The following is a 21,155-nucleotide window of genomic DNA, read 5'->3' as shown; positions in this document are numbered from 1 at the left end:
CGAACCTGCGTTCCCCCACCCCATGCGTTCGCTGCTGATCAGCCTAGGCGGTTCAGCTCCGTTCGGCGGCTCGAGGACCCGAACTGTAGACGTATCGTGTCGCACGGGGTTGCCTCGGCACGATCGCCACGTCCAGGACGTTCGGCACGCCGCCGGCGTCGGCCCTGGCGGGACGGCCGCGAAGGCCTGCCCGTGCCGCGTCATCGTGGGGCAACACACCCGAACGGGTGACCTGCTGGATCGATCCCTGAGCATGGTCTACGCTCTGCCCGCTCCGGTCGTCGAACATGAGACGCGAATCGATTCCGACGGGCGCCGTTATCCGGCGGGGACATGCGGCGTGGCGTGCGAGATGTCCGTCACTTGAGATGGCGGGCACAAATCGGGGCACCTGAACGTTGACCAGCGCGCGAACACATCCTGAAGTGGGGGTGCACACAGATGGCCACCGATTACGATGCGCCACGCCGCAGCGAGGCCGACGATCTCGCGGAGGACTCGCTCGAGGAGCTGAAGGCACGTCGAAACGAGAACCAGTCCGGAGTCGTCGATGTTGACGAGTCGGACACCGCGGAGAGCTTCGAGCTGCCCGGCGCCGACCTGTCCAGCCTGTCCGGCGAGGACCTGACCGTACGAGTCGTGCCGAAACAGGCCGACGAGTTCACCTGTTCCAAGTGTTTCCTGGTGCATCACCGCAGCAGGTTGGCCGAGGAACAGCACGGGCAGCCGATCTGCCGCGACTGCGCATGAGGGAGGAGGGCCCGTTCACCTCGAAGGGGGGATGGGCCCTACCCGACGGAGGGAGTCACCTGCTCAGCAGTGTGACAACCCTCTCCGGGTGGCGGGTGGAGAACACCCAGTACGGCGTCGGGTCCGCGGGGTCGGTCACCTCGACGCGTACCGTCGGGCCGACCCAGCCGCGGTGCAGCACGAACGCGGTCGGGTCCAGGTTCGGGCCGAGCACCTTGCGCTTCTCCTTGGCGCCGAACACCTCGACGGTGCCGACGTGCTCGAGGGGCAGATGCGCGGTGCCCACGTACAGCTCGTCGTCCTCGATCCGCACCGGCGCACGGCCGGCACGCCAGATCAGCACGGCCATGAGCGGCACCAGCACGACGTAGGGCAGCCATGCCCGCACGCCCGGGTAACCCATGTGCACGGTGGCGGCCATCAGCCCGGCCGCGAACATCGGCAGCAGCCACGAGTACCACGGTACGTAGAGCCGCTCCGCGTGTTCGGTCCTCGCCGGGGCTTTCCCTGCCGCACTGTCAGTCACGGATCCAGAGTAGTCTCGCGGCTCGTGCCAAGCGTCGAGGTCCTGCTCACCCGTACCGACCCCGGTGTTCCCCTGCCGTCGTACGCGACGCCCGGTGACGCCGGCGCCGACCTGGTGACCACGACCGACGAGACGATCAGGCCCGGTGAGCGGGTGATCGTCGGCACCGGCGTGGCGATCGCCCTGCCGGCCGGCTACGCCGCGTTCGTACACCCGCGTTCCGGGCTCGCCGCGCGCGTCGGGTTGAGCGTGGTGAACACGCCGGGCACTATCGACTCCGGGTACCGGGGCGAGATCAGGATCTGCCTGATCAACCATGACCTGAGGGAGCCGATCGAGCTGCGCAGGGGTGACCGGATCGCCCAGCTGGTGGTACAGCGCGTCGAGCACGCGGTGTTCCGTGAGGTGGACGACCTCGGCGAGACGCGGCGCGGCGCGGGTGGTTACGGATCGACCGGGGGGCACGCTGTGCTGAGTCCGGTGGAGGGTGGATAGGTGGGACTTTTCGGACGACGCAAGCGCGCCGAGGCCGAGGAGTACGAGCCCGAGTACGGCGAGTACAGCGAGTACAGCGAGTACGACCAGGACGGCGGCGACGCCGAACCCGAGTTCGAGGGTGACCTGTTCGAGTACGCGGGCCCGCACGACGTGGCTGAGGCGCCCGACGACGGCCTCAGCCGGCTCGACCTCGGCTCGGTCCGGCTGCCGGTGCCCGAGGGCGCCCAGCTGCAGGTGGAGCTGGACCAGAACCGGTCCGTGCGCGCGGTGCACGTGATCACCCCGCTCGGGCAGCTGACCGTCAACGGCTACGCGGCGCCCAAGTCCGGCGGCCTGTGGCGCGAGGTGTCCACCGAGCTGGCCGAACAGCTGCGCGGCGACGGCGCGACGGTCCGCACCACGACCGGCGAGTGGGGCCTCGAGCTGATGGCCGCGCTCGGCGAGGTGTCACTGCGGTTCGTCGGTGTCGACGGTCCGCGCTGGATGCTGCGTGGCGTGGTCGCCGGGCCGCCGGAGCTGGCGGACAAGAGCTCGCACGCACTGCACGACCTGGTCCGCGGCGCGATCGTGGTGCGCGGCACACAGCCGATGCCGGTCCGCACGCCGCTCCCGCTGGACCTGCCGCCGGCGATCGCCCAACACATCGAGGCCCAGCAGCAGGGTTAGCGCCGGCCCGCGCGTAACCAGGCCAGCACCGCCGCCCGGCCGAGGGACTCCTGGTCCACGCCCAGCACCTCGAGCCGTGTCGTGCACAGGCTCGCGCGCGGCAGGGCGTGCAGCCACTCCTCGGCGACCGCCAGTGGATGCACGGGGTCGTCGACGAACGCGGCGATGCCGACCGGAACATCCAGGGTGGCGAGCGCCGCGAGGGTCGGCGCCGGGCGGTCCGCCGGGGCGGCCAGCGAGTCGGCGAGGCCGTCGCCGTAGCCGCGCCAGGAGCGGTTCAGCTCGGCGGCCAGCCAGGCCGGCACGCCGGCCGTGGCGGCCGCGAGCGCCGCGTCCACGCCCTTCGCACGGACCAGCTCGGCGGCCACGCGGGCGGACACCGATCCGGGTGCGTCTCCTGGCGTGCCGTGCCAGCCGGGCAGTGCCAGGACGAGCCCGCCGCAATGGTCACGATTCGCCAGTGCCCACTCGGCGGCCAGGTGCGCCCCGAACGACACCCCGCCGGCCATGACCGGGCCGTTCCGGGCGGCCTCGTCGAGCTCGGCGAGGTACGCCTCGGCCAGCATCGTCCCTGGCACGGGCTTCGGGGTGACCGTGCGCACACCGACGGCCGCGAGCGGCACCTCGAACACGGATCTGACGAACACGTCGTCCGACCCGGTGCCGGGCAGGAGCACGGCGGTGTCCACAGGTCCCGGTTCCGCAACATTCACGTGGGAGATCCTCCACCAGGGCACGCTTCGGGTGGTTACGCTGGTTTCGTCCGGGCCGGAGTCGGGGCCGGCCTCACAGAAAACAGGAGCGCCATAGATGGGCACCGGGAAGGGCCCCTTCCGTCGCCTGGTCAAACGGTTGACCAGCGAGGTGGAGGAGCTCGACGCTGACGACCTCTCGGAGCACGTCGAGGCGGTCGGGGCACGCAGGGCATGCGACTGCCGGTTCGGTGAGCAGGTCACCGTCGTCGGTCGCCTACGCAGCGTCGAGCTGAGCCCACGCGACGCCGTCGCGACGCTCGAGGCCGAGCTGTTCGACGGAACCGAGGGCGTGACACTAGTCTGGCTCGGTCGTCGCCGGATCCCGGGCATCGAGCCTGGCCGTACGATCAAGGCACAGGGCCGCATCGCCATGCGGGACGGTCGCAAGGTGCTCTACAACCCCTACTACGAGTTGCAGACGGCCACATGACTGAACCTTCGGCCCAGGCCGACAAGAAGGACCCGACGGAGAAGACCCAGAAGGAGTCGACGCTCCTCGAGCAGATGGGCGGCGTCAGTGGCCTGATCTACTCGTCACTCCCGGTGGTCGTGTTCGTGCTCCTCAACATGCTGTTCGGGCTGACGGTCGCCATCTGGGGCTCGCTCGGCAGCGCGGTGCTCATCACCGTGGTCCGCGTCGTCCGCAAGGAGCCGCTGCAACCCGCGATCTCCGGCTTCTTCGGGGTCGGGATCGCGGCGTTCATCGCCTACCGGACCGGTTCGGCCAAGGGCTTCTTCCTGTTCGGTATCTGGACGAGCCTGGTCTACGGCAGCGTGTTCCTGGCGTCGATGGCCATCCGGCGCCCACTGGTGGGTGTCGTCTGGGCGGGCCTCAACGGGCACGGCAAGTCGTGGCGCACCGACCGCAGGGCCATGGTCTCCTACCAGCTGGCGACCCTGACCTGGGTACTGGTGTTCGCCGCCCGGTTCGTGGTGCAGCGCTGGCTGTACGACCAGGACCAGACGGGCTGGCTGGCGTTCGCCCGCCTGGCGATGGGCTACCCGCTCACGATCCTCGCCTTCGCGGTCACGGTGTGGGCCGTCACCCGGGCCGGTCACCGCGTCAAGAAGGTCGCGGTCGACTCGGCGGCCGAGGACCGCGAGATCGAGGAACAGCTCCGCGCCAAGTACGCGGGCAAGCCGGAACCCGAGGGCGCCTGACCGGACGCGAGGTCCCTGGCCTTGGTGAAAACCACGTCGCGGGACGCCTCGGCCCGATATAAAGGCCGGCATGCGAGTTCTGGGGCTGATCCTCTGCGGTCTTCTGCTGACCGCGTGCACCACTCCTCAAGCCGACGAACCACCCAAACCGACCGCGCTCACCGCGGACACGGTGTTCGGGGACTTCAGGACGATCGACTACTGCTCGATGCTCGACGCCGCGGGTGGCACCCCGGAGTCGTCGTTCGAGCAGTGCCGGGTGGACGTGGACGGGACGCACCGGATCGTGGGACCGGTCCAGTCCGACGACGACTCGATCCAGCCCTACGACTACCCCGGCAAGCTGCCCAGGGGCGTGCGGATCTGGCAGGACCCGCAGCGTGACAAGTTCGGCGGCTGCCTGCGCTGGGTGGGGTTCTCCGACCACAACTGGTTGCTGGTCGGCGCCAGCCGCCTCGACAGCGGGACCGCGACCCCGGAGCAGCTGTGCACGGTGGCCGACGACATGGTGGCGCGCACGCTGGGCGTGATCGAGGAGGGGAAGGTCGGGCACGTCACGTACGGGAAGGACTCGTTCGGCAGCCTCGACCCCTGTGCGTTGCTCGACCGCCCGGAGGTCGAGGCCATCGTCGAGCGGGGCGTCCCGGACCCGTCCCCGCACGGGCACAACTGCGAGCTCGGCACCATCGGGCTGGGCTTCCGGGTCGTCGCGCCGGGCACCGGCGGCACGCCGGAGACGGTCGGCGGCCGCCCGGGGAGGGTCGAGGTGATCGGCGCGGTGTGCTTCGTGTCCGTCGAGCGGCCGCTGCCGGACCGGCCGGGCCTGGTGGAGGAGGCGAAGCTCACCGGTGTGGACCTGGTGGGCCACGGCGCCGACGCCTGTCCGGACACGCGAGCCGTCGCCGAGGTCGTGGTGCCGGGGCTCCCTCAGTAACCCGCTCCCTCAGTAACCCAGGGCCCTGCGGATCTCGTCCTCGACGTTGGCCGACGCCACGAACAGCAGCTCGTCGCCCGCTTCCAGCGGGTCGTCCGGCTGCGGCACGATCACCCGGCCACCACGCAGGACCACGACCAGGGCCGCGTCCTTCGGCAGCACGACCTCCCGGACCGGGCGCCCCGCGAGCGGGGTGTCCTCCGGCAGCGTCAGCTCGACCAGGTTGGCCTGTCCCTGACGCAGCGTGAGCAGCTGCACGAGGTCGCCGACCGACACGGCCTCCTCGACCATCGCGGCCAGCATCCGGGGCGTGGACACCGCGACGTCCACTCCCCACGCCTCGTTGAACAGCCACTCGTTCGCCGGGTCGTTGACCCGCGCCACCACGCGCCGCACGGCGAACACGGTCTTCGCGAGCAGCGACACGACGAGGTTGACCTGGTCGACGCCGGTGGCCGCGATGACCACGTCGCACAGCTGCATGCCGGCGTCCTCCAGCGACGCCAGCTCACACGCGTCCGCGAGCACCCACTCGGCCTGCTCGACCGTCTGGGGCTCGTACTGGCTCTCCTGCCGCTCGATGAGCATGACCTGGTGCTCGTCGGCGATCAGCTCCGCGGCGATCGACCGGCCGACCGCGCCGGCGCCCGCGATGGCGACCCGCATCAGGACGCCCCCTCTCCCGCTCCGCAAGCTCCGCTCACGAGGTCTCCTCGGGCGGCTGGGCGGCCGCGTTGGTGACGTCGCTGACCGTGCCGGACAGCGCCGCCACGTACACCTGGTCGTCGTGCTGCACGACGGACTTCGGCGCCGGCAGCACCCCGGTGCCGAACCGCATGATGAACGCGACCCGCGCGCCCGTCCCCGACTCCAGCTCCGCGACCGTGTGCCCGACCCAGCCCTCGTGGAACGGCAGCTGCACGATCGCGACCTTGCCGGTCGGGTCCCGCCACGCCGACGCCACGCCGTCCGGCAGCAGCGTCCGCATCAGCCGGTCGGTCGTCCACGGCACGGTCGCCACGGTCGGGATGCCGAGCCGCTCGTACACCTCGGCCCGCTTCGCGTCGTAGATCCGGGCGACCACGTGTTCGACACCGAACGTCTCGCGTGCGACCCTGGCGGAGATGATGTTGGAGTTGTCGCCGCTGGACACGGCCGCGAACGCCCCGGCGCGCTCGATGCCCGCCTCGATCAGCACCCGGCGGTCGAAGCCGCCGCCGACGACCTGCTGGCCGTGGAAGTCGCTGCCGAGCCGGCGGAACGCCTGCGCGTCCTTGTCGATCACGGCGACGGTGTGGCCGAGTCGTTCGACCGCGGCGGCGAGCGACGACCCGACCCGGCCGCAGCCCATGATCACCACGTGCACGACCTGGCCCTCCTCGCTCTCCTCCGGTGTCGTATGCAGAACCTACCGGTGGCTGCTCCATCCCGGTGACGGGACCGCCTACGCTTTCGATTCGTGCCCAAGCTCGCCTCCGTGCTGAAGCGGCTGGTCGTCGGACGTCCGTTCCGCACCGACCGCCTCTCGCACACGCTCCTGCCGAAACGCATCGCGCTGCCGGTGTTCGCCTCCGACGCGATGTCCAGCGTGGCGTACGCGCCGGAGGAGATCCTGCTGACGCTGTCCGTCGCGGGGGTCTCGGCGTACATGTACAGCCCGTGGATCGCCGTCGTGGTCGTCGCGCTGATGCTCGCGGTCGTGGCCTCCTACCGGCAGAACGTGCACGCCTACCCGTCCGGTGGCGGTGACTACGAGGTCGCGACGGTCAACCACGGGCCGAGATGGGGACTGGTGGTGGCGAGCGCGCTGCTCGTCGACTACGTGCTGACCGTGTCGGTGTCGATCGCGTCGGCGATGGCCAACATCGGCTCGGTGGTGCCGTACGTGGCCACGCACAAGGTGGAGTTCGCGGTCGGCGCGATCGTGGTGCTGACCGCGATCAACCTGCGGGGGATCCGCGAGTCGGGCACCGTGTTCGCGATCCCGACGTACGCGTTCGTCGTCGGCATCGTCGTCATGATCATCTGGGGTGCCACCAGGGTGTTCCTGCTCGGCGACGACATCGCGGCGGAGAGCGCGAACTTCGGGCTGGTCGAGGAGGGCGACCACCTCACCGGGTTCGCGCTGGTGTTCCTGGTGCTCCGCGCGTTCTCGTCCGGCAGTGCCGCACTGACCGGGGTGGAGGCCATCAGCAACGGTGTGCCGGCCTTCCGCAAGCCGAAGTCGCGGAACGCGGCGACCACGCTCCTGCTGATGGGCGTCTTCGCGATCGTGATGTTCCTGGGCCTCATCATGCTGGCGACGGTGACCAAGGCGAAGATCGCGGAGGACCCGGCCCGCCAGCTGGTCAACGCACCGGCCGACTACGAGCAGAAGACGTTGGTGGCGCAGCTCGCGAACGCCGTGTTCGGCGGCTTCGATCCCGCCATCTGGTACGTCATCTTCTTCACCGGCCTGATCCTGGTGCTGGCCGCGAACACCGCGTTCAACGGGTTCCCGGTGCTCGGCTCGATCCTGGCGCAGGACCGGTACCTGCCGCGGCAGCTGCACACCCGGGGCGACCGGCTGGCGTTCTCGAACGGCATCGTCGGGCTGGCCGGGTTCGCGATCGTGCTGGTGGTGGCGTTCGACGCCGAGGTGACGCGGCTGATCCAGCTGTACATCGTGGGCGTGTTCGTGTCGTTCGTGCTGAGCCAGAGCGGCATGATCCGGCACTGGAACCGGTTGCTGCGCGCCGATCCCGACAAGGCGGCCGCGTCCCGGATGAGACGGTCCCGCGCGGTCAACGCGGTCGGCCTGCTGATGACCGCGACCGTGCTGGTGATCGTGCTGATCACCAAGTTCATCAAGGGCGCGTGGATCGCGATCGCCGCGATGGCGGCCATCTACGTGTTGATGACCGCGATCCGCAAGCACTACGACCGGGTGGCACGTGAGCTGAGCGAGGCGGAGCTGGACCAGAAGACGTTCACGCTGCCGTCCCGCAACCACGCGATCGTGTTGGTGTCGAAGCTGCACCTGCCGACCCGGCGGGCGCTCGCCTACGCCCGCGCGACCCGTCCCGACGTGCTCGAGGCGGTGACGGTGAACGTCGACGACACCGACACGAGGGAACTGGTGGCGCAGTGGGAGAAGGAGGACTTCTCCGTGCCGCTGAAGGTGGTCGAGTCGCCGTACCGGGAGATCACGAAGCCGGTGATGGAGTACGTGAAACGGGTGCGGACGGCCAACCCGCGCGACGTGGTGACGGTGTACATCCCGGAGTACGTGGTGGGCCGGTGGTGGGAGCAGTTCCTGCACAACCAGAGTGCGTTGCGGCTGAAGGGAAGGCTGCTGTTCGTGCCGGGTGTGATGGTGACGAGCGTGCCGTGGCAGCTGGCGTCGTCCGAGCGGTTGAAGCAGCGCTACCGCGACCGCCAGGAGGTGCCGCCGGGTGCGGTGCGGCGCGGTCTGTCCTCGAAGGACCCGAAGTGAACTCGTGGCTGGGCCGCCGTTTCGAGGTCTCGGTGGGCCCGGTCGCCCACGGCGGTCACTGTGTGGCAAGGCATGAGGGCCGGGTGGTGTTCGTCCGGCACACGCTGCCGGGTGAGCGCGTGGTCGTGTCCGTGACCGAGGACCGAGGCGGCTCGTTCTGCCGAGCCGACGCGGTGTCGGTGCTGACGGCGTCCCCGGACCGCGTGCCGGTGTCGTGCCCGGTGGCGGTCCCGGGCGGCTGCGGCGGCTGCGACTGGCAACACGCGTCGTGGGCGGCGCAGCGTGCGTTGAAGGCGTCGGTCATCGCCGAGCAACTGCGACGCCTGGCGGGTGTCACCATGCCCGTGGAGGTGGAGGAGCTGCCCGGCGGCCCGCTGCGCTGGCGCACCCGGGTCCGCATGACGGTGGACTCGGATGGCCGCCCGGGCTTCCGCGCGCACCGCAGCCACCGGGTGGTGCCGGTGGAGGACTGCCCGATCTCCGCGTACGGGACGGTGGACGAGGTGGTGGGCCGGTCCTGGGCGCCCGGCTCCGCGCTGACCGTGTCGGTGGACGCGAACGCGGAGACGCACGTGGGCGACGGCGTGGCCGTGGAACGAGCGGCCCGCCGTGAGTGGCGGGTGTCGTCGGACGGGTTCTGGCAGGCACACCCGGACGCGGCCGACGTGTATGCCGAGGTGGTGGCCGCGTGGTCCGGCCTGCGGGCAGGGGAGGCGGCGTGGGACCTGTACGCGGGGGTCGGCCTGTTCGCGTCGGTGCTGGCCGAGGCGGTGGGGTCGTCCGGTTCGGTGATGGCCGTGGAGTCGTTCCGGCCCGCGGCCGAGGAGGCGGCGGAGAACCTGGCGGATCTGGCGCAGGTGCGGGTGTTCGCGGGGAAGGTGGAGTCCGTGCTGCGTGCGGGCGAGGGCCCGGATCCCGCCGTCGTGGTGCTCGACCCGCCGCGAAAGGGGGCTGGGCGTGAGGTCGTGGAGGCGATCGTCTCCCGGGGCCCGCGGCGGGTGGTGTACGTGGCCTGTGACCCGGCGGCACTCTCCCGGGACGTGGCGACGTTCGCCACGCACGGGTTCGGGCTGGAGCGGCTGAGGGCGTTCGACGCCTTCCCGATGACCCACCACGTGGAGTGCGTCGCACTGCTGACTCGCTAGTGTCCCGCGCCGGAGATCAGGCAACTAATTCGGCGGCCCAGCTTCCTGCTGGCGGCGTTGCCGGTTCGCCCAGGTACGACCCAGTACGAGGGCGAACCGGCGTCTTGCCAGCAGAAACCCGGATCCACCGACTCAATCACCGCATTTCCGGCGCGGGACACTAGTGGTGCTTGTCAGGTCGTTGGCGAGCCGGGCCAGAGCGCGGATCGGACTCGAGGCCGTGACCTGCGCGAACGCTGGGCCGCTCGCCGCGGCACGAGGCCCAGTTCGGTCGCGTGCGTGCAGGCCAGCTCGACGTGACAAAGCACTTACCACCGCTGCCGGAGATGCGGTGGTTGGTCGGTGGTCCCAGGTTTCCGCGGCAGGGCGCCTCGGGCCTCCCGCGCGGGGCGTCAGCGGGGTGGTCCCCACCCGCTGTTCTGGCCGTAGTTGTCTCCGCGTGGCGGAGTTTGCGCGGACTCGTTGCCGGCGTAGGGGCCGGCCGGGATGCCGGTTGGTGGCGTCGGCTCGGGCGGCGACGCGTCGAAGCCTCGTGGCGGGCTCGGCGGCGTGCCTTCCCGCCCACCGAACGGCGTCGCGGGACGGCCAGGAGCTGGCGGCCGTCCCGGCTGTCCCATGGGTGATCCACCCGGGGTGCGGGTGGGCAGCCCGCCCGGTCCGGCGGCAACGCCCGGTCGTGCCGGCGGTCCCGGCCGCATGCCCGGCCCGTGGGGACCTCCTGGTCCGGGTGGCGCCGCGACGCCGGGATCGTGCGCTCCGCCTGGTCCGGGCCCGGCCGTTCCGGCGCCGGTCGATGGCCCGCTCGGTCCGGTGGCCGCGCTCTGCTCGACGGCGGCGTCCGGGGCAGGCGGCAGGCCGGCACGCTGGCGCAGCCAGTCCGGGATGTGCTCGTCCCCCCGAGGAAAGAACCGCAGCTCGTCCGCGAAGCCGATCGGCGGCGGGACGCGGCGCCAGCGGGGCTCCACGTCCGGCTCGAACTCGGCGCTGAAGCTGCTCGGCGGGTCGAGCAGGTAGAGCGCCGACAGCCACGTGCCGCGGCCCGGCCGGTACATCCCCTGCCGCAGCCGGCCGAACCCGTCGACGACCTCCTGGGGTGGCCGTACGGTCCGCTCGACCCCGTCGGGTCCCTTGACGAGGACGTCGACCTCGATGTGCCGGCCTGCGGACCGGTACTCGGCCCTGATCTGCTGCCAGTCGGCCCCCGCCACGGTCAGGAGCGCCCGCCCAACCTGCCTCGTCAGCTGGTCCTGCTCAGCCTGCGCCATCACCGGCTCCGGCTCGGTCACTGCTGGTCCCCACCCTCGTATGTGCCGATCGTGAGCTTCGACCCTACCGAATCACAGCGTCGGGTTCGGCCCGAACGAGAGTCCCAGCTGGAACGGGTGCATACCCCACGTGGCCACCGCGAACCTGGTCAGCAGCCCCGACGCCCGGATGGTCTGGTCGGTCGCCGGCGAGGCCAGCACCTGGGTGTCCCCGTCGACCGGTTGCTGGTCCCGCCACACCGGCGCGCCGGCGGGCACCGGGGAGGTCTCGACGACCGAGTGCCACTCCCGTCCGTCGGTCCGCAGCATCATGAGCACGACCGGCCGCATCGGGATCTCCCACCCGCCGGACTCGACCGCCACGAACTCGCCACGCCGCACCGAGGCCAGGACCACCTCGCCGAGCCAGACGTACAGCTCCGAGACGGCCTTGTCGTCGACCGCCGCGTAGGCCTCGTCCTCGGTGGCGGGCTCGAGCTGCGTGCTGGTGCCGCCCAGGTGACCGGAGTCGTCACGGACCCGGTCCATGAGGAACAGGGTTCCCCGCGACGGGCTGAACATCGCGGCTTCCCGGTAACGCCGGTTGTCGATCTCGGACCGCGACTCCACGCCCGCGCCGAGCCGGGCCCGTACGGCTTCCGGGTCCTTCATCCGCCAGAACGTGACGCCACTCTCCTGCCAGAGCGGCAGATACCCGGCCAACGGCAGCCCGACGAGGACGGTCTGAAGCACGTCCCCCGCCCTGGCGGGCGCCTGCCGTGCCCCGTTGTCACCCGAAGGGGTGGTCGTCTCGAGTTGACGCGGCGCCTCGGCCAGCGAAGCCAGCGCCGGCCCGGCCGGCGGAGAGCCACCCGGCGAGCCTTCGTCGACGGACGTCCGGCCCGACTCCGTCCAAGCGGGCTCGAACAGTGAGACGGCCTCCGACTCACCCGACGGCAGCCCCTCGAACGGCGACACCCGGAACGGCGCCGTCAGTCGAGGCTCCTCTGCCGACCGTGACGACCTGGGCGGCTGCTGCGGCGCCTCGGCGGGCGGTTCGGGGGAGGGCGGCGGTGCCACGGACTGGAGGGGCGGGCGAGGCGGTGCCACGGGCTGGTTGGTTGCGGCCTCGTCGGCGTACCGGAACGCCGCCTCATCGGCCGCGGAGGCGGGTAGCTCGCGAGAGGAGAGACCTCGAACGCCCCGCCGCGACGGCGGTGTGGCGGACGGGGACTCGGCAGATCTGGCGTGCCTGGAGGGGGCGTCGGTCGCTGAGTCCGGGGATTGCGCTGAGTCCGGGGATTGCGCTGAGTCCGGGGAACGTGCTGAGTCCGGAGCTTGCGCTGAGTCCGGGGATTGCGCGAACTGCCAGGCGGCGGGCTCGGGCGGCGTGGTTGGCCGGGAGGGTGTCTCGTTCGGCGCGTCGGGGGTGGGTGTGTTGTGCGAGGCGGCCGACCTGGTTCGCCGCGATGGTGGCTCGTCGGGTGGGGTTGCGTCGGGTGTGATGTGCCGGGAGGGTGCCTCGTTCGGCGCGTGGGGGGTGGGTGTGGGGTGCCAGGCCGGTGCGTCATGCCGGGATGGCGGCTCGGTGGGTGGGGTTGCGTCGGCCGACCTGGTTCGACGGGACGGTAGCTCGTCGGGCGCGGGTTCATTGGCTCTGACGTGCCAGGAAGGTGTCTCGTTTGCTGGGGCCGGGGAGGGCGTGGCGTGCCGGGCGGCGGCCGGTGTGGTTGGTCGGGGCGGAGCCTCGCCGGGTGCGGACTCGGCGGGCGTGACGTGGCTGGAGGGTGCGTCGCTTGCCGCGGCCGGAGACCATGGGGTCTGCCAGGGGGCGGGCTCGGCCGTCGTGGTGGGCGGCGATGGGGGCTCGTTGGGTGTGGATTCGGGGGCAGTGGTGCGCCAGGAGGGTCCCTCGTCGGGAGAGGGCTGGGCTGGGGTGGCGTGCCGGGGTGTCCCGGGTGGCTCCTGGGCCGGTGTGCGTTGGCGGGTGGGGAGGGGTTCGCCAGGTGTGGCCTGCCGGGGTGGCGCCCCGTTGGGTGAGGTTTCCGGCGGTGCGATGTGCCGGGAAGGTGCCTCACTCGGGGAGGTCTCGGCTGGGGCGGTTTGCCAGGGGAAGAGGTCGGCCGATGCGTCCTGCGGTGGCGACGGTTCGTCGGGTGAGGCGTGCGGTGAAGCCGTCTCGTCGGAATTCGTCATCCACGGGAACGCCTCGTTCGGCGGCGACTGGGCCGGCTCGGCCTGCCAGGCATGCGGTGCCTGGTGGGTCGGTGTCTCGATGGCGTCGGCGGATGCCGGCTGCCGGAGATCGGCTCCGTTGGGTGTGGCGTGGGGCGGCTCGGGCTGCCAGGCCGCAGGCTCGGGCCGCCACGATGGCGCCTCGTTCGACCACGCTTCCGCTGGTCGGCTCGGCCACGCATCACCTTCCGCGGGCGAGTTCTGCACGGCGCCGCCGTGCGGGCTCTGCCACGCACCACCGTCCGTCGGCGGGTTCTCCAAGGCGCCGCCGGGCGAGTTCTGCCACGTATCGCCTTCGGTCGGTGGGTTCTGCGCGTCGCCGTGGGGCGGGTTCTGCCGGGCGCCCGGCTCAGCCGATTCCGGTGGTGACGTCGGCCGGTCGGGTGGGGTGGAGCCGGCGTGCCAGGAGGGGACCTCGCCGAGTGCGGGGGCCGGGGAGGGCTGCCAGGCGGGGAGTTCTCCGGGCGTGACCTGGTGGGACCGTGCGTCCGCCGACTCTGCGGGCGTGTGCCAGCCAGCCGCCGGGTCGGGCGCGGCATGCCATGACGGTGCCTCGGGCGGCGGCTCCGCCGGCGCGGTGTGCCGCACGGGTTCCCCGTGTGAGGACGCCGAGCCGTTGGGCGGTGCCGGCTCCCAGTGCGAGGCCCCGTTCGACGACGCCTGGACCGGCGCGCCCCGCCAGGTGTCGGAGTCGGCCTGCCGGGACCGGGGCCCGGGGCCGGGGTCGCGCCCGGACGGTGCCTCGCTCGGCGCGGCCGCCTGCCATGCCGGTCCGGGCTCGGGCTGCCGGACGGGCTCCACCGGCGCGTTCTGCTCGGTCGGCGGCTCGTTGCCCGTGGGTTCGTTGCCCGTCGGTTCGGTCGGCGTCGGATCGGTCGGCGTCGGTTCGATGGCTGTCGGCTCGGTGGGTGGGGGTGGCGCCTGCCAAGGCTGCTCGGCCTCCGGTGCGGGGAAGTGGAACGGGGGAAGCGCCGCGAACCGCGGGTCCACCCGGGCCTCCGCCAGCGTCCGGTGCGCCCACGCCCTCGCCCTGGTCAGCGGGTGGTCGGGGAACTGTTTGTCCCACGCCGCCTCGTCGGCCAGGCTGTACGGCAGTTGGCCGTGGACGTCCGCCGCGTACGGGTGCGGTGGGAAGCAGTGCTCGAACCCCACCTGGCCCGCCACGGTCGACTCGCGGAGGCCGGTCATGTGTTCCTCCGCGCACTGGATGCGCAGGACCACGCTGCACTCGGCCTTCGGCAGGGTGAATGCCGCGATGAACGCCAGGCCGGTGTCCTGGCCGGGGATCGGCAGCTTGATCAGCTGGTAGAGCGCCGGCACACCATCCAGGCTCACCACGTGTGCCTCGATGATCGAGCCGGTCTCGGCGGTTTCCCGCGCCAGCTTTCTGCGTAGCAGCGGCAGGTCGTCTAGCGGCGCGGGGATGTCGGGCACCAGGCCGATATAGGTGAGACTGACTTGGTCCCCGGTCCGTGGGTCGAACCAGGTTCGCTCGTCGTGTCGCTCCATACCGGCGGTGTCGAATGCGACTGGCACGGGCCCGAGTGTAGGGGCGGGTTGGTCCGACCGGACCACTCGTAGACTGGCGGCACCGGCACGATCTCCGCGATCTGAGAACAGGGGTGACCAGCGGTGACCGACGAGGAGTCCCTGCTCGACTCGGTGCACGGCCCGGCAGACCTGAAAAGGCTGTCAGGGGAACAACTTCCGAGGCTGGCCGGCGAGATTCGCCAGTTTCTCGTCGACAAGGTGACGACTACCGGCGGTCACCTGGGCCCCAACCTGGGTGTGGTCGAGCTGACCATGGCCCTCCACCGTGTCTTCGACTCGCCCCACGATCCGGTCATCTTCGACGTCGGCCACCAGGCCTACGTCCACAAGGTGCTGACCGGCCGCCAGGACGACTTCGACCGCCTCCGCCTGCTCGGCGGCCTCTCCGGCTACCCGAGCCGCGCCGAGAGCGAGCACGACTTCGTCGAGAGCAGCCACGCCTCCTCCGCCCTCTCCTACGCCGACGGGCTCGCCAAGGCCTTCGAGCTGCGCGGTGAGCGCCGCCACGTGGTCGCCGTGGTCGGCGACGGCGCGCTGACCGGCGGCATGTGCTGGGAGGCGCTCAACAACATCGCCGCCGGCCGGGACCGGCCGATGGTGATCATCGTCAACGACAACGGCCGGTCCTACTCGCCGACCATCGGCGGGCTGGCCGACCACCTCGCGTCCCTGCGGCTCTCGCCCGGCTACGAACGCTCGCTGGAGGCCGGCAAGCGGATGCTGCAGGGCACGCCCGTGGTCGGCAGGCCGCTGTACGCCGCCCTGCACGCGGCCAAGCGCGGCATCAAGGACGCGCTCTCGCCGCAGATGATGTTCGAGGACCTCGGCCTGAAGTACTTCGGGCCGGTCGACGGGCACGACTTCGCGGCGCTCGACGCCGCGCTGCGCCGGGCCAAGGAGTTCGGTGGGCCGGTCATCGTGCACGTCGCGACGTGCAAGGGTCGTGGGTTCCCCCTCGCCGAGAACGACGAGGTCGACCAGATGCACCAGACCGACCCGATCGACCCGGTGACGGGCAAGCCGACCACGGCCAAGGGCGCCGCCTCCTGGACGTCGGTCTTCGCCGACGAGTTGGCACGCATCGGCGACGAGCGGCCGGACGTCGTGGCCATCACCGCGGCCATGCTGCGGTCGACCGGGCTCGCGAAGTTCGCCGAGGCGCACCCGGACCGCTGGTTCGACGTCGGCATCGCCGAGCAGCACGCGGTGACGTCGGCGGCGGGCATGGCGATGGCCGGGCTGCACCCGGTCGTCGCGATCTACTCGACGTTCCTGAACCGCGCGTTCGACCAGCTGCTCATGGACGTGGCGCTGCACAGGCTGCCCGTCACGCTGGTGCTCGACCGCGCCGGGGTCACCGGGCCGGACGGGCCGAGCCACCACGGGATGTGGGACCTCTCGCTGCTCGGGGTCGTGCCGGGTCTGCGGGTGGCCGCGCCGCGCGACGCGGTGACGCTGCGCGAGGAGCTGAACGAGGCGGTCGCGGTCAAGGACGGCCCGACGGTGCTGCGCTTCCCCAAGGCGTCGGTGGGCGGTGAGGTCGCGGCGCTGGAGCGGCGCGGCGGCGTGGACGTCCTGCGCCGGCCGGCCGCCCACGAGACGGCGGACGTGCTGCTGGTGACGGTCGGCGCGCTGGCCGAGCTGGGCATGGCGGCGGCGGACCGGCTGGCCGACCAGGGGGTCGGCGTCACGGTCGTCGACCCGCGGTGGATCAAGCCGGTGCCGGCGGAGCTGGTCACGCTGGCGGACGCGCACCGGCTGGTGGTGACGGTCGAGGACAACGGGCGGCACGGCGGGTTCGGCTGGGCGCTCGCGGCGGCCCTGCGGGACGCCGACGTGGACGTGCCGTTGCGGGACCTCGGGCTGCCGCAGGAGTTCCACGGGCAGGGGACCCGCGTCGAGGTGCTGGTCGGGTTGGGCATGACCGCGCAGAACGTGGCCCGCCGGGTCACGGAGTGGATCGCCACCCGCACCGACGCGAGCCCCGCTCCCGCCGAGCTGCCCTGAGGAGCGACCGGTACCGCGCAACCTGGCGCGACGACCTCCGCACGCTGGCCGAACACCTCGACCGCGTCCTTCCGGAAGGTCCTTGACAGGACCTGAGAGCGCTGTCAAGGGTAGTTGTGGCACCGTTGTGGGGTGCGGATTCTGATCGTCGAGGACGAAGAGCCCCTGGCCGACGCCATCGCCAGGGGGCTGCGTCGTGAAGGCATGGCCGTGGACGTCGCCCTGGACGGTGACGAGGGCCACGAGAAGGCCAGCGTCACCCGCTACGACGTGGTGGTGCTCGACCGCGACCTGCCCGGCATGTCCGGGGACGAGCTGTGTCGCGAGATCGTCGCCTCCGGGGCGCTGACCCGGGTCATCATGCTGACCGCCAGCGGCTCGGTGGCCGACCGCGTCGAGGGGCTGTCCCTGGGCGCCGACGACTACCTCGCCAAGCCGTTCGCCTTCGACGAGCTGGTCGCGCGGGTCCGGGCGCTCGCCAGGAGGGCCACCCCGGTCACCCCGCCGGTGCTGCGCGCGGGCGACGTCGAGCTGGACCCGGCCCGCCGGACGGTCACCCGCGGCGGTGAGCAGGTCGACCTGACGCGCAAGGAGTTCGGCGTCCTCGAGGTGCTGCTCGCGGCCAGCGGCTCGGTCGTCTCCAGCGAGGAACTGCTCGAACGCGTCTGGGACGAGCACGCCGACCCGTTCACCACGACCGTGCGCGTGACCGTCATGACGTTGCGCAAGAAGCTGGGTGAGCCCGGCATCATCGACACCGTGGTCGGCTCCGGGTACCGGGTGCCGGCGGCGAGCCGGGTGGAGTGACGCGGGCGCGGGTGGCGGAGCGGATGAGCGGCGCGACGGGGCCGGCACAGCAGCGGCGCGGGCCGGGGTTGCGCGCCAGGATCACGTTGCTGGCCACCGCTCTGGTGGCCGTCGTCGCGGCGCTCCTGCTGTGGTTGGGATGGATGCTGGCCGGCGACTCGGTCGTCAGCCCGTCCCTGCCTGCCGGCACGACCGTCGTGGTCAGCGGCGTCAACGTGAAGGCCGAGGACCTCACCGAGGTGCTGCGGGACAACGCCCGCTTCCGTGTGCTGATCGCGGGTTCCGTCGCGTTCGTCTGCGTGGTCGGCGCGACCGCGTTGCTGGCCTGGACGTTCACCGGCCGGGTCCTCAAGCCCCTGCGGGACGTCACGGGCACCGCGCGGCGCCTGTCCGCGGAGTCGCTGGAGGAGCGGATCGCGCTGCGCGGCCCCCGCGACGAGGTGGCCGAGCTGTCCGACACGTTCGACGCCATGCTCGACCGGCTCCAGGCCACGTTCTCCTCGCAACGCCAGTTCGTCGCCAACGCGTCCCACGAGCTGCGCACGCCCCTGTCGGTCATCCGTACCGAACTGGACGTGACGCTCGCCGATCCCGGGGCCGACGCCGAGGAGCTGCGCCGCATGGCGGGCGTCGTGAGCTCGGCCGCCATGCGGGCCAACCAGCTCGTCGACGCGCTGCTGCTGCTCGCCCGCACCGACGGCATGGGCATCGGCCTGGTCGAGCGGGTCGACCTGGCGACCGTGGTCGGCAGCGCGTGGCAGGCCGTGCGGACCGAGGCCGAGCGGCGCCGGCTGCGGGCCACGTTCACGTGCGCGCCCGCTCCGGTGAACGGCGACCCGGCGCTGCTGGAGCGCGTGGCCGGCAACCTCCTGGAGAACGGGGTGCGGCACAACGTGGACGGTGGCTGGCTGGACGTCCACAGCAGCGTGCGCCCCGGCTGGGCGACCCTGCGGGTGTCCTCGTCCGGCATGCCGGTCGACCCGGAACGCGTCGAGGAGCTGTTCGAGTCGTTCCGCCGCGGCGGCGTGCACCGGACCGCCCACACGGGCACGGGACTGGGCCTGTCCATCGTGCGTGCGGTCGTCCGCGCCCACGGCGGCACGGTGGCCGCGGAGGCCGTCCACGGCGGCGGCCTGACGGTGACCGTCCACCTGCCGGCCGCGCACTAGGGTTTTTCGTGCCGAGCCGGGTCATGAGGCCGATGGCGTCGAACGGTGCCCGGACCTTCATGTCGTTGTCGAAGTAGACGTAGGTGTCGTGGCCGCCGGCGGTCCAGCCGCGGACCCGGTCGGCCCAGGCGTCCAGCGCGTCGTCGTCGTACCCGCTCGCGTACAGCTCGGTGGCGCCGTGCAGGCGGGCGTACGCGAAGTCCGCGGTCACGTCCTCCAGGTAGGGCCAGTCGGCGGCCGCGTCGGACGCCACGAGGCCGATTCCGTGTGCGCGCAACAGGTCCGGCAGCGTGGGGTCGACGAAGCTCGGGTGCCGGACCTCCAGTGCATGCCGCAGCGGGCGGTGCGCGGGTGCCTCGGTGAGCGCTCTGCCGTCGAGGCGTGCGTCGTGCCTGCCGGCGAGCTTGGCCGCGGCCGTGGTGTCCCGCGGGAGGAGGTCGAAGAAGCCGGCCAGCAGCTCGGGGTCGAAGCGCAGGCTCGGCGGCAGCTGCCAGAGGACCGGGCCGAGCTTGTCCCGGAGGGCCAGCACACCGCTCGCGAAGAAGTTCGCCAGCGGCGTCTCGACGTCCCTGAGGCGCTTCATGTGCGTGACGAAGCGGCCGCCCTTGACCGCGAACACGAAGTCCGGCGGCGTCTCGTCGTGCCAGCGGCGGTAGAACTCGGGGCGCTGCAGCGAGTAGAACGAGCCGTTGATCTCGGTCGAGCCGAGCTGCCGGGACAGGTACTCCAGCTCGCGGCGCTGCGCCAGGCCTTTCGGGTAGAACTCGCCGCGCCAGGGCGGATACCGCCACCCCGACGTGCCGATCCACGCCTTGCCGCGCACCCCACCATCGTCCCAGGGAAGCGCCCCACCCACCGGACAGCGGCCGGCGGCCGGCCGGTCAGGCCGGTCAGTCCGCGGCGTCGGTCAACGCCTGCGCCAGGGCGTCCACCGTCAGCTCGATCTGCCACTCGCGGGCGCCGCCGTCACGCAGGACCTTGCCCACCGCCTCCGCCGACAGCTCCGCGGGCGGCCGCCAGCACGTCCGCCTCACCAGTTCCGGCTGCAGCAGGTTCTCCACCGGTAGCCGGTGGGCCTCGGCGATCGTCGCCAGCGCCGTGCGTACCGCCGACAGGCGTGCCGCCGCGGCCGGGTCCCGGTCGCCCCAGCGGTTCGGGGGCGGCGGTCCGTCATGTGCCGGCGACGGGTCGGGCAGCTCGCTCTTCGGCATCCGCGCCGCGGTCCGCAGGGCCCGTAGCCAGACGTCCGCGATCCGCCGCTGCGCGCGACCCCGGAACACCGGCAGCGCGATCAGCTCCTCCTCGGTCGCCGGCGCGGCCACCGCGGCCTGCACGATCGACGCGTCCGGCAGCACCCGCCCCGGCGCGATGTCCCGCTGCCTCGCCAGCGTGTCCCGCGCCTCCCACACCGCACGCACCGCCGCGAGCCCACGCGGCGAGCGCACCCGGTGGATGCCGGACGTCCGCCGCCACGGCTCCGCGCGTGGCGGCGCGGGCGGGGCGGTCCGCAGCGCCTCGAACTCCTCCAGGGCCCAGTCGAGCTTGCCCTGCTCGGCCAGCTCCTCCTCCAGCGCGTCCCGCAGCGGAACCAGCAGCTCCACGTCCAGTGCCGCGTAGTCCAGCCAGTCCTGCGGCAGCGGTCTGCGGGACCAGTCGGCGGCGCCGTGGCCCTTCTCCAGGTGATAGCCCAGCAGCAGCTCGACGAGCGTGCCCAGCGCGACCCTCTCGAACCCGGCCAGCCGGCCGGCCAGCTCGGTGTCGAACAGGCGGGCGGGGCGCAGGCCCAGCTCGGCGAGACAGGGGAGGTCCTGCGAGGCCGCGTGGAGCACCCACTCGGTGTCCGCCAGCGCCTCGATGAGCGGGTCGATCTCGTCGTCCAGTGCGACCGGGTCGACCAGGAACGTGCCCGCGCCCTGTCTGCGTAACTGGACCAGATAGGCGCGCTGTGAGTACCGGTAGCCGGAGGCTCTCTCGGTATCGACCGCGACCGGCCCCTGGCCGGCGGCCAGTGCGTCGGCGGCCTCGCGCAAGGCCCGATGCGTCTCCACGACGTCCGGCGTGCCTTCCGCCGGCTCTGTCAGCAGCACCGGATCTGGCCGTGCCCCCTCGTCTGTTCCCGTCCCCGTGTCACCCACGGCCGATGACCTTACGTCACGGGTGTGACAGATGCGCAGGCAGCGACCCGTTTGTAACTCTCAGTACCCGATTTGGCCGGGCCCGCGAATGCCCTCG

18 protein-coding genes and 1 pseudogene are annotated in these 21,155 nt (G+C 72.0%); 11 read left to right on the top strand and 8 right to left on the bottom strand.

Annotated features, from left to right (window positions below):
* Positions 1-441 precede the first annotated feature (441 nt).
* Positions 442-750: a DUF4193 domain-containing protein gene (locus VET29_RS40280; protein ID WP_324931454.1), complete on the top strand. Its 309-nt coding sequence runs from the start codon at positions 442-444 to the stop codon at positions 748-750.
* 55 nt (positions 751-805) lie between these two features.
* Here the strand turns inward: VET29_RS40280 and VET29_RS40275 are convergent, their stop codons facing one another.
* Entirely contained in the window at positions 806-1,276 is a 471-nt protein-coding gene (locus tag VET29_RS40275; RefSeq protein ID WP_324931451.1) for a DUF3093 domain-containing protein, read from the bottom strand.
* Between the two features lie 24 nt (positions 1,277-1,300).
* Here VET29_RS40275 and dut point away from each other — a divergent pair, with 24 nt between their 5' ends.
* Positions 1,301-1,771 carry a dUTP diphosphatase gene (gene dut / locus VET29_RS40270; protein ID WP_324931448.1) on the top strand — a complete coding sequence of 157 codons (471 nt, stop codon included), beginning with the start codon at positions 1,301-1,303 and terminating at the stop codon, positions 1,769-1,771.
* Positions 1,772-2,440: a DUF3710 domain-containing protein gene (locus VET29_RS40265; RefSeq protein WP_324931445.1), complete on the top strand. Its 669-nt coding sequence runs from the start codon at positions 1,772-1,774 to the stop codon at positions 2,438-2,440.
* Here the strand turns inward: VET29_RS40265 and VET29_RS40260 are convergent.
* Positions 2,437-3,153, bottom strand: a complete 717-nt coding sequence (locus VET29_RS40260; protein ID WP_324931442.1) for an alpha/beta hydrolase — start codon at positions 3,151-3,153, stop codon at positions 2,437-2,439. The two genes, VET29_RS40265 and VET29_RS40260, sit on opposite strands and share 4 nt — an antisense overlap.
* A gap of 97 nt (positions 3,154-3,250) precedes the next feature.
* On the opposite strand from VET29_RS40260, the gene VET29_RS40255 reads away from it, so the two are divergent.
* The 3 genes from VET29_RS40255 to VET29_RS40245 all read left to right on the top strand — a co-directional run bounded on the left by VET29_RS40255 (position 3,251) and on the right by VET29_RS40245 (position 5,290).
* The gene (locus VET29_RS40255) at positions 3,251-3,625 is read left to right on the top strand and encodes an OB-fold nucleic acid binding domain-containing protein (protein ID WP_324931439.1); all 375 of its coding nucleotides are present in this window, start codon (positions 3,251-3,253) and stop codon (positions 3,623-3,625) included.
* The gene (locus VET29_RS40250; RefSeq protein ID WP_324931436.1) at positions 3,622-4,356 is read left to right on the top strand and encodes a DUF3159 domain-containing protein; all 735 of its coding nucleotides are present in this window, start codon (positions 3,622-3,624) and stop codon (positions 4,354-4,356) included. Before VET29_RS40255 ends, VET29_RS40250 begins: the two co-directional genes overlap by 4 nt.
* A gap of 70 nt (positions 4,357-4,426) precedes the next feature.
* Positions 4,427-5,290, top strand: coding sequence for a hypothetical protein (locus tag VET29_RS40245; protein WP_324931434.1), 864 nt, complete (start codon positions 4,427-4,429; stop codon positions 5,288-5,290).
* A 9-nt stretch (positions 5,291-5,299) separates the two neighbouring features.
* On the opposite strand, the gene VET29_RS40240 is transcribed toward VET29_RS40245, so the two are convergent.
* Together VET29_RS40240 and VET29_RS40235 are read right to left on the bottom strand one after the other, a co-directional pair.
* The gene (locus tag VET29_RS40240; protein ID WP_324931432.1) at positions 5,300-5,956 is read right to left on the bottom strand and encodes a TrkA family potassium uptake protein; all 657 of its coding nucleotides are present in this window, start codon (positions 5,954-5,956) and stop codon (positions 5,300-5,302) included.
* A gap of 34 nt (positions 5,957-5,990) precedes the next feature.
* Positions 5,991-6,656 (bottom strand): TrkA family potassium uptake protein, encoded by a 666-nt coding sequence (locus VET29_RS40235; RefSeq protein WP_324931429.1) that lies wholly within the window; start codon positions 6,654-6,656, stop codon positions 5,991-5,993.
* 93 nt (positions 6,657-6,749) lie between these two features.
* Between VET29_RS40235 and VET29_RS40230 the strand changes: the two genes are divergently transcribed.
* Entirely contained in the window at positions 6,750-8,765 is a 2,016-nt protein-coding gene (locus tag VET29_RS40230; RefSeq protein ID WP_324931426.1) for an APC family permease, read from the top strand.
* Positions 8,762-9,910 carry a class I SAM-dependent RNA methyltransferase gene (locus VET29_RS40225; protein ID WP_324931423.1) on the top strand — a complete coding sequence of 383 codons (1,149 nt, stop codon included), beginning with the start codon at positions 8,762-8,764 and terminating at the stop codon, positions 9,908-9,910. Before VET29_RS40230 ends, VET29_RS40225 begins: the two co-directional genes overlap by 4 nt.
* A 392-nt stretch (positions 9,911-10,302) precedes the next feature.
* Here the strand turns inward: VET29_RS40225 and VET29_RS40220 are convergent, their stop codons facing one another.
* Together VET29_RS40220 and VET29_RS40215 are read right to left on the bottom strand one after the other, a co-directional pair.
* A complete protein-coding gene (locus tag VET29_RS40220; protein WP_324931420.1) occupies positions 10,303-11,196 on the bottom strand; it encodes a hypothetical protein in 894 nt (297 codons plus the stop codon).
* A gap of 51 nt (positions 11,197-11,247) precedes the next feature.
* On the bottom strand, positions 11,248-14,925 hold the full coding sequence (locus VET29_RS40215) for a hypothetical protein (protein ID WP_324931417.1): 3,678 nt from the start codon (positions 14,923-14,925) through the stop codon (positions 11,248-11,250).
* Positions 14,926-15,021: 96 nt separating this feature from the next.
* Here VET29_RS40215 and dxs point away from each other — a divergent pair, with 96 nt between their 5' ends.
* From dxs to VET29_RS40200, 3 genes are all read left to right on the top strand, one after another.
* Positions 15,022-16,947 carry a 1-deoxy-D-xylulose-5-phosphate synthase gene (gene dxs / locus VET29_RS40210; protein WP_324931414.1) on the top strand — a complete coding sequence of 642 codons (1,926 nt, stop codon included), beginning with the start codon at positions 15,022-15,024 and terminating at the stop codon, positions 16,945-16,947.
* A gap of 132 nt (positions 16,948-17,079) precedes the next feature.
* Positions 17,080-17,754 carry a response regulator transcription factor gene (locus tag VET29_RS40205; RefSeq protein ID WP_324931411.1) on the top strand — a complete coding sequence of 225 codons (675 nt, stop codon included), beginning with the start codon at positions 17,080-17,082 and terminating at the stop codon, positions 17,752-17,754.
* 23 nt (positions 17,755-17,777) lie between these two features.
* Positions 17,778-18,923 (top strand): HAMP domain-containing sensor histidine kinase, encoded by a 1,146-nt coding sequence (locus VET29_RS40200; RefSeq protein ID WP_324931466.1) that lies wholly within the window; start codon positions 17,778-17,780, stop codon positions 18,921-18,923.
* Here the strand turns inward: VET29_RS40200 and VET29_RS40195 are convergent.
* A pseudogene (locus tag VET29_RS40195) lies at positions 18,919-19,728 on the bottom strand (DUF72 domain-containing protein); the annotation flags it as partial. The gene VET29_RS40200 and the pseudogene VET29_RS40195 overlap by 5 nt on opposite strands.
* 85 nt (positions 19,729-19,813) lie before the next feature.
* On the bottom strand, positions 19,814-21,010 hold the full coding sequence (locus VET29_RS40190) for a ribonuclease D (protein WP_324931408.1): 1,197 nt from the start codon (positions 21,008-21,010) through the stop codon (positions 19,814-19,816).
* Positions 21,011-21,155 lie beyond the last annotated feature (145 nt).

It is taken from the genome of Actinophytocola sp. (assembly GCF_035634895.1).
In the GTDB taxonomy this organism is placed as follows: domain Bacteria; phylum Actinomycetota; class Actinomycetes; order Mycobacteriales; family Pseudonocardiaceae; genus Actinophytocola.
Note: the sequence above shows the minus strand (reverse complement) of the source record. Positions and strands in the feature narration are given on the sequence as shown.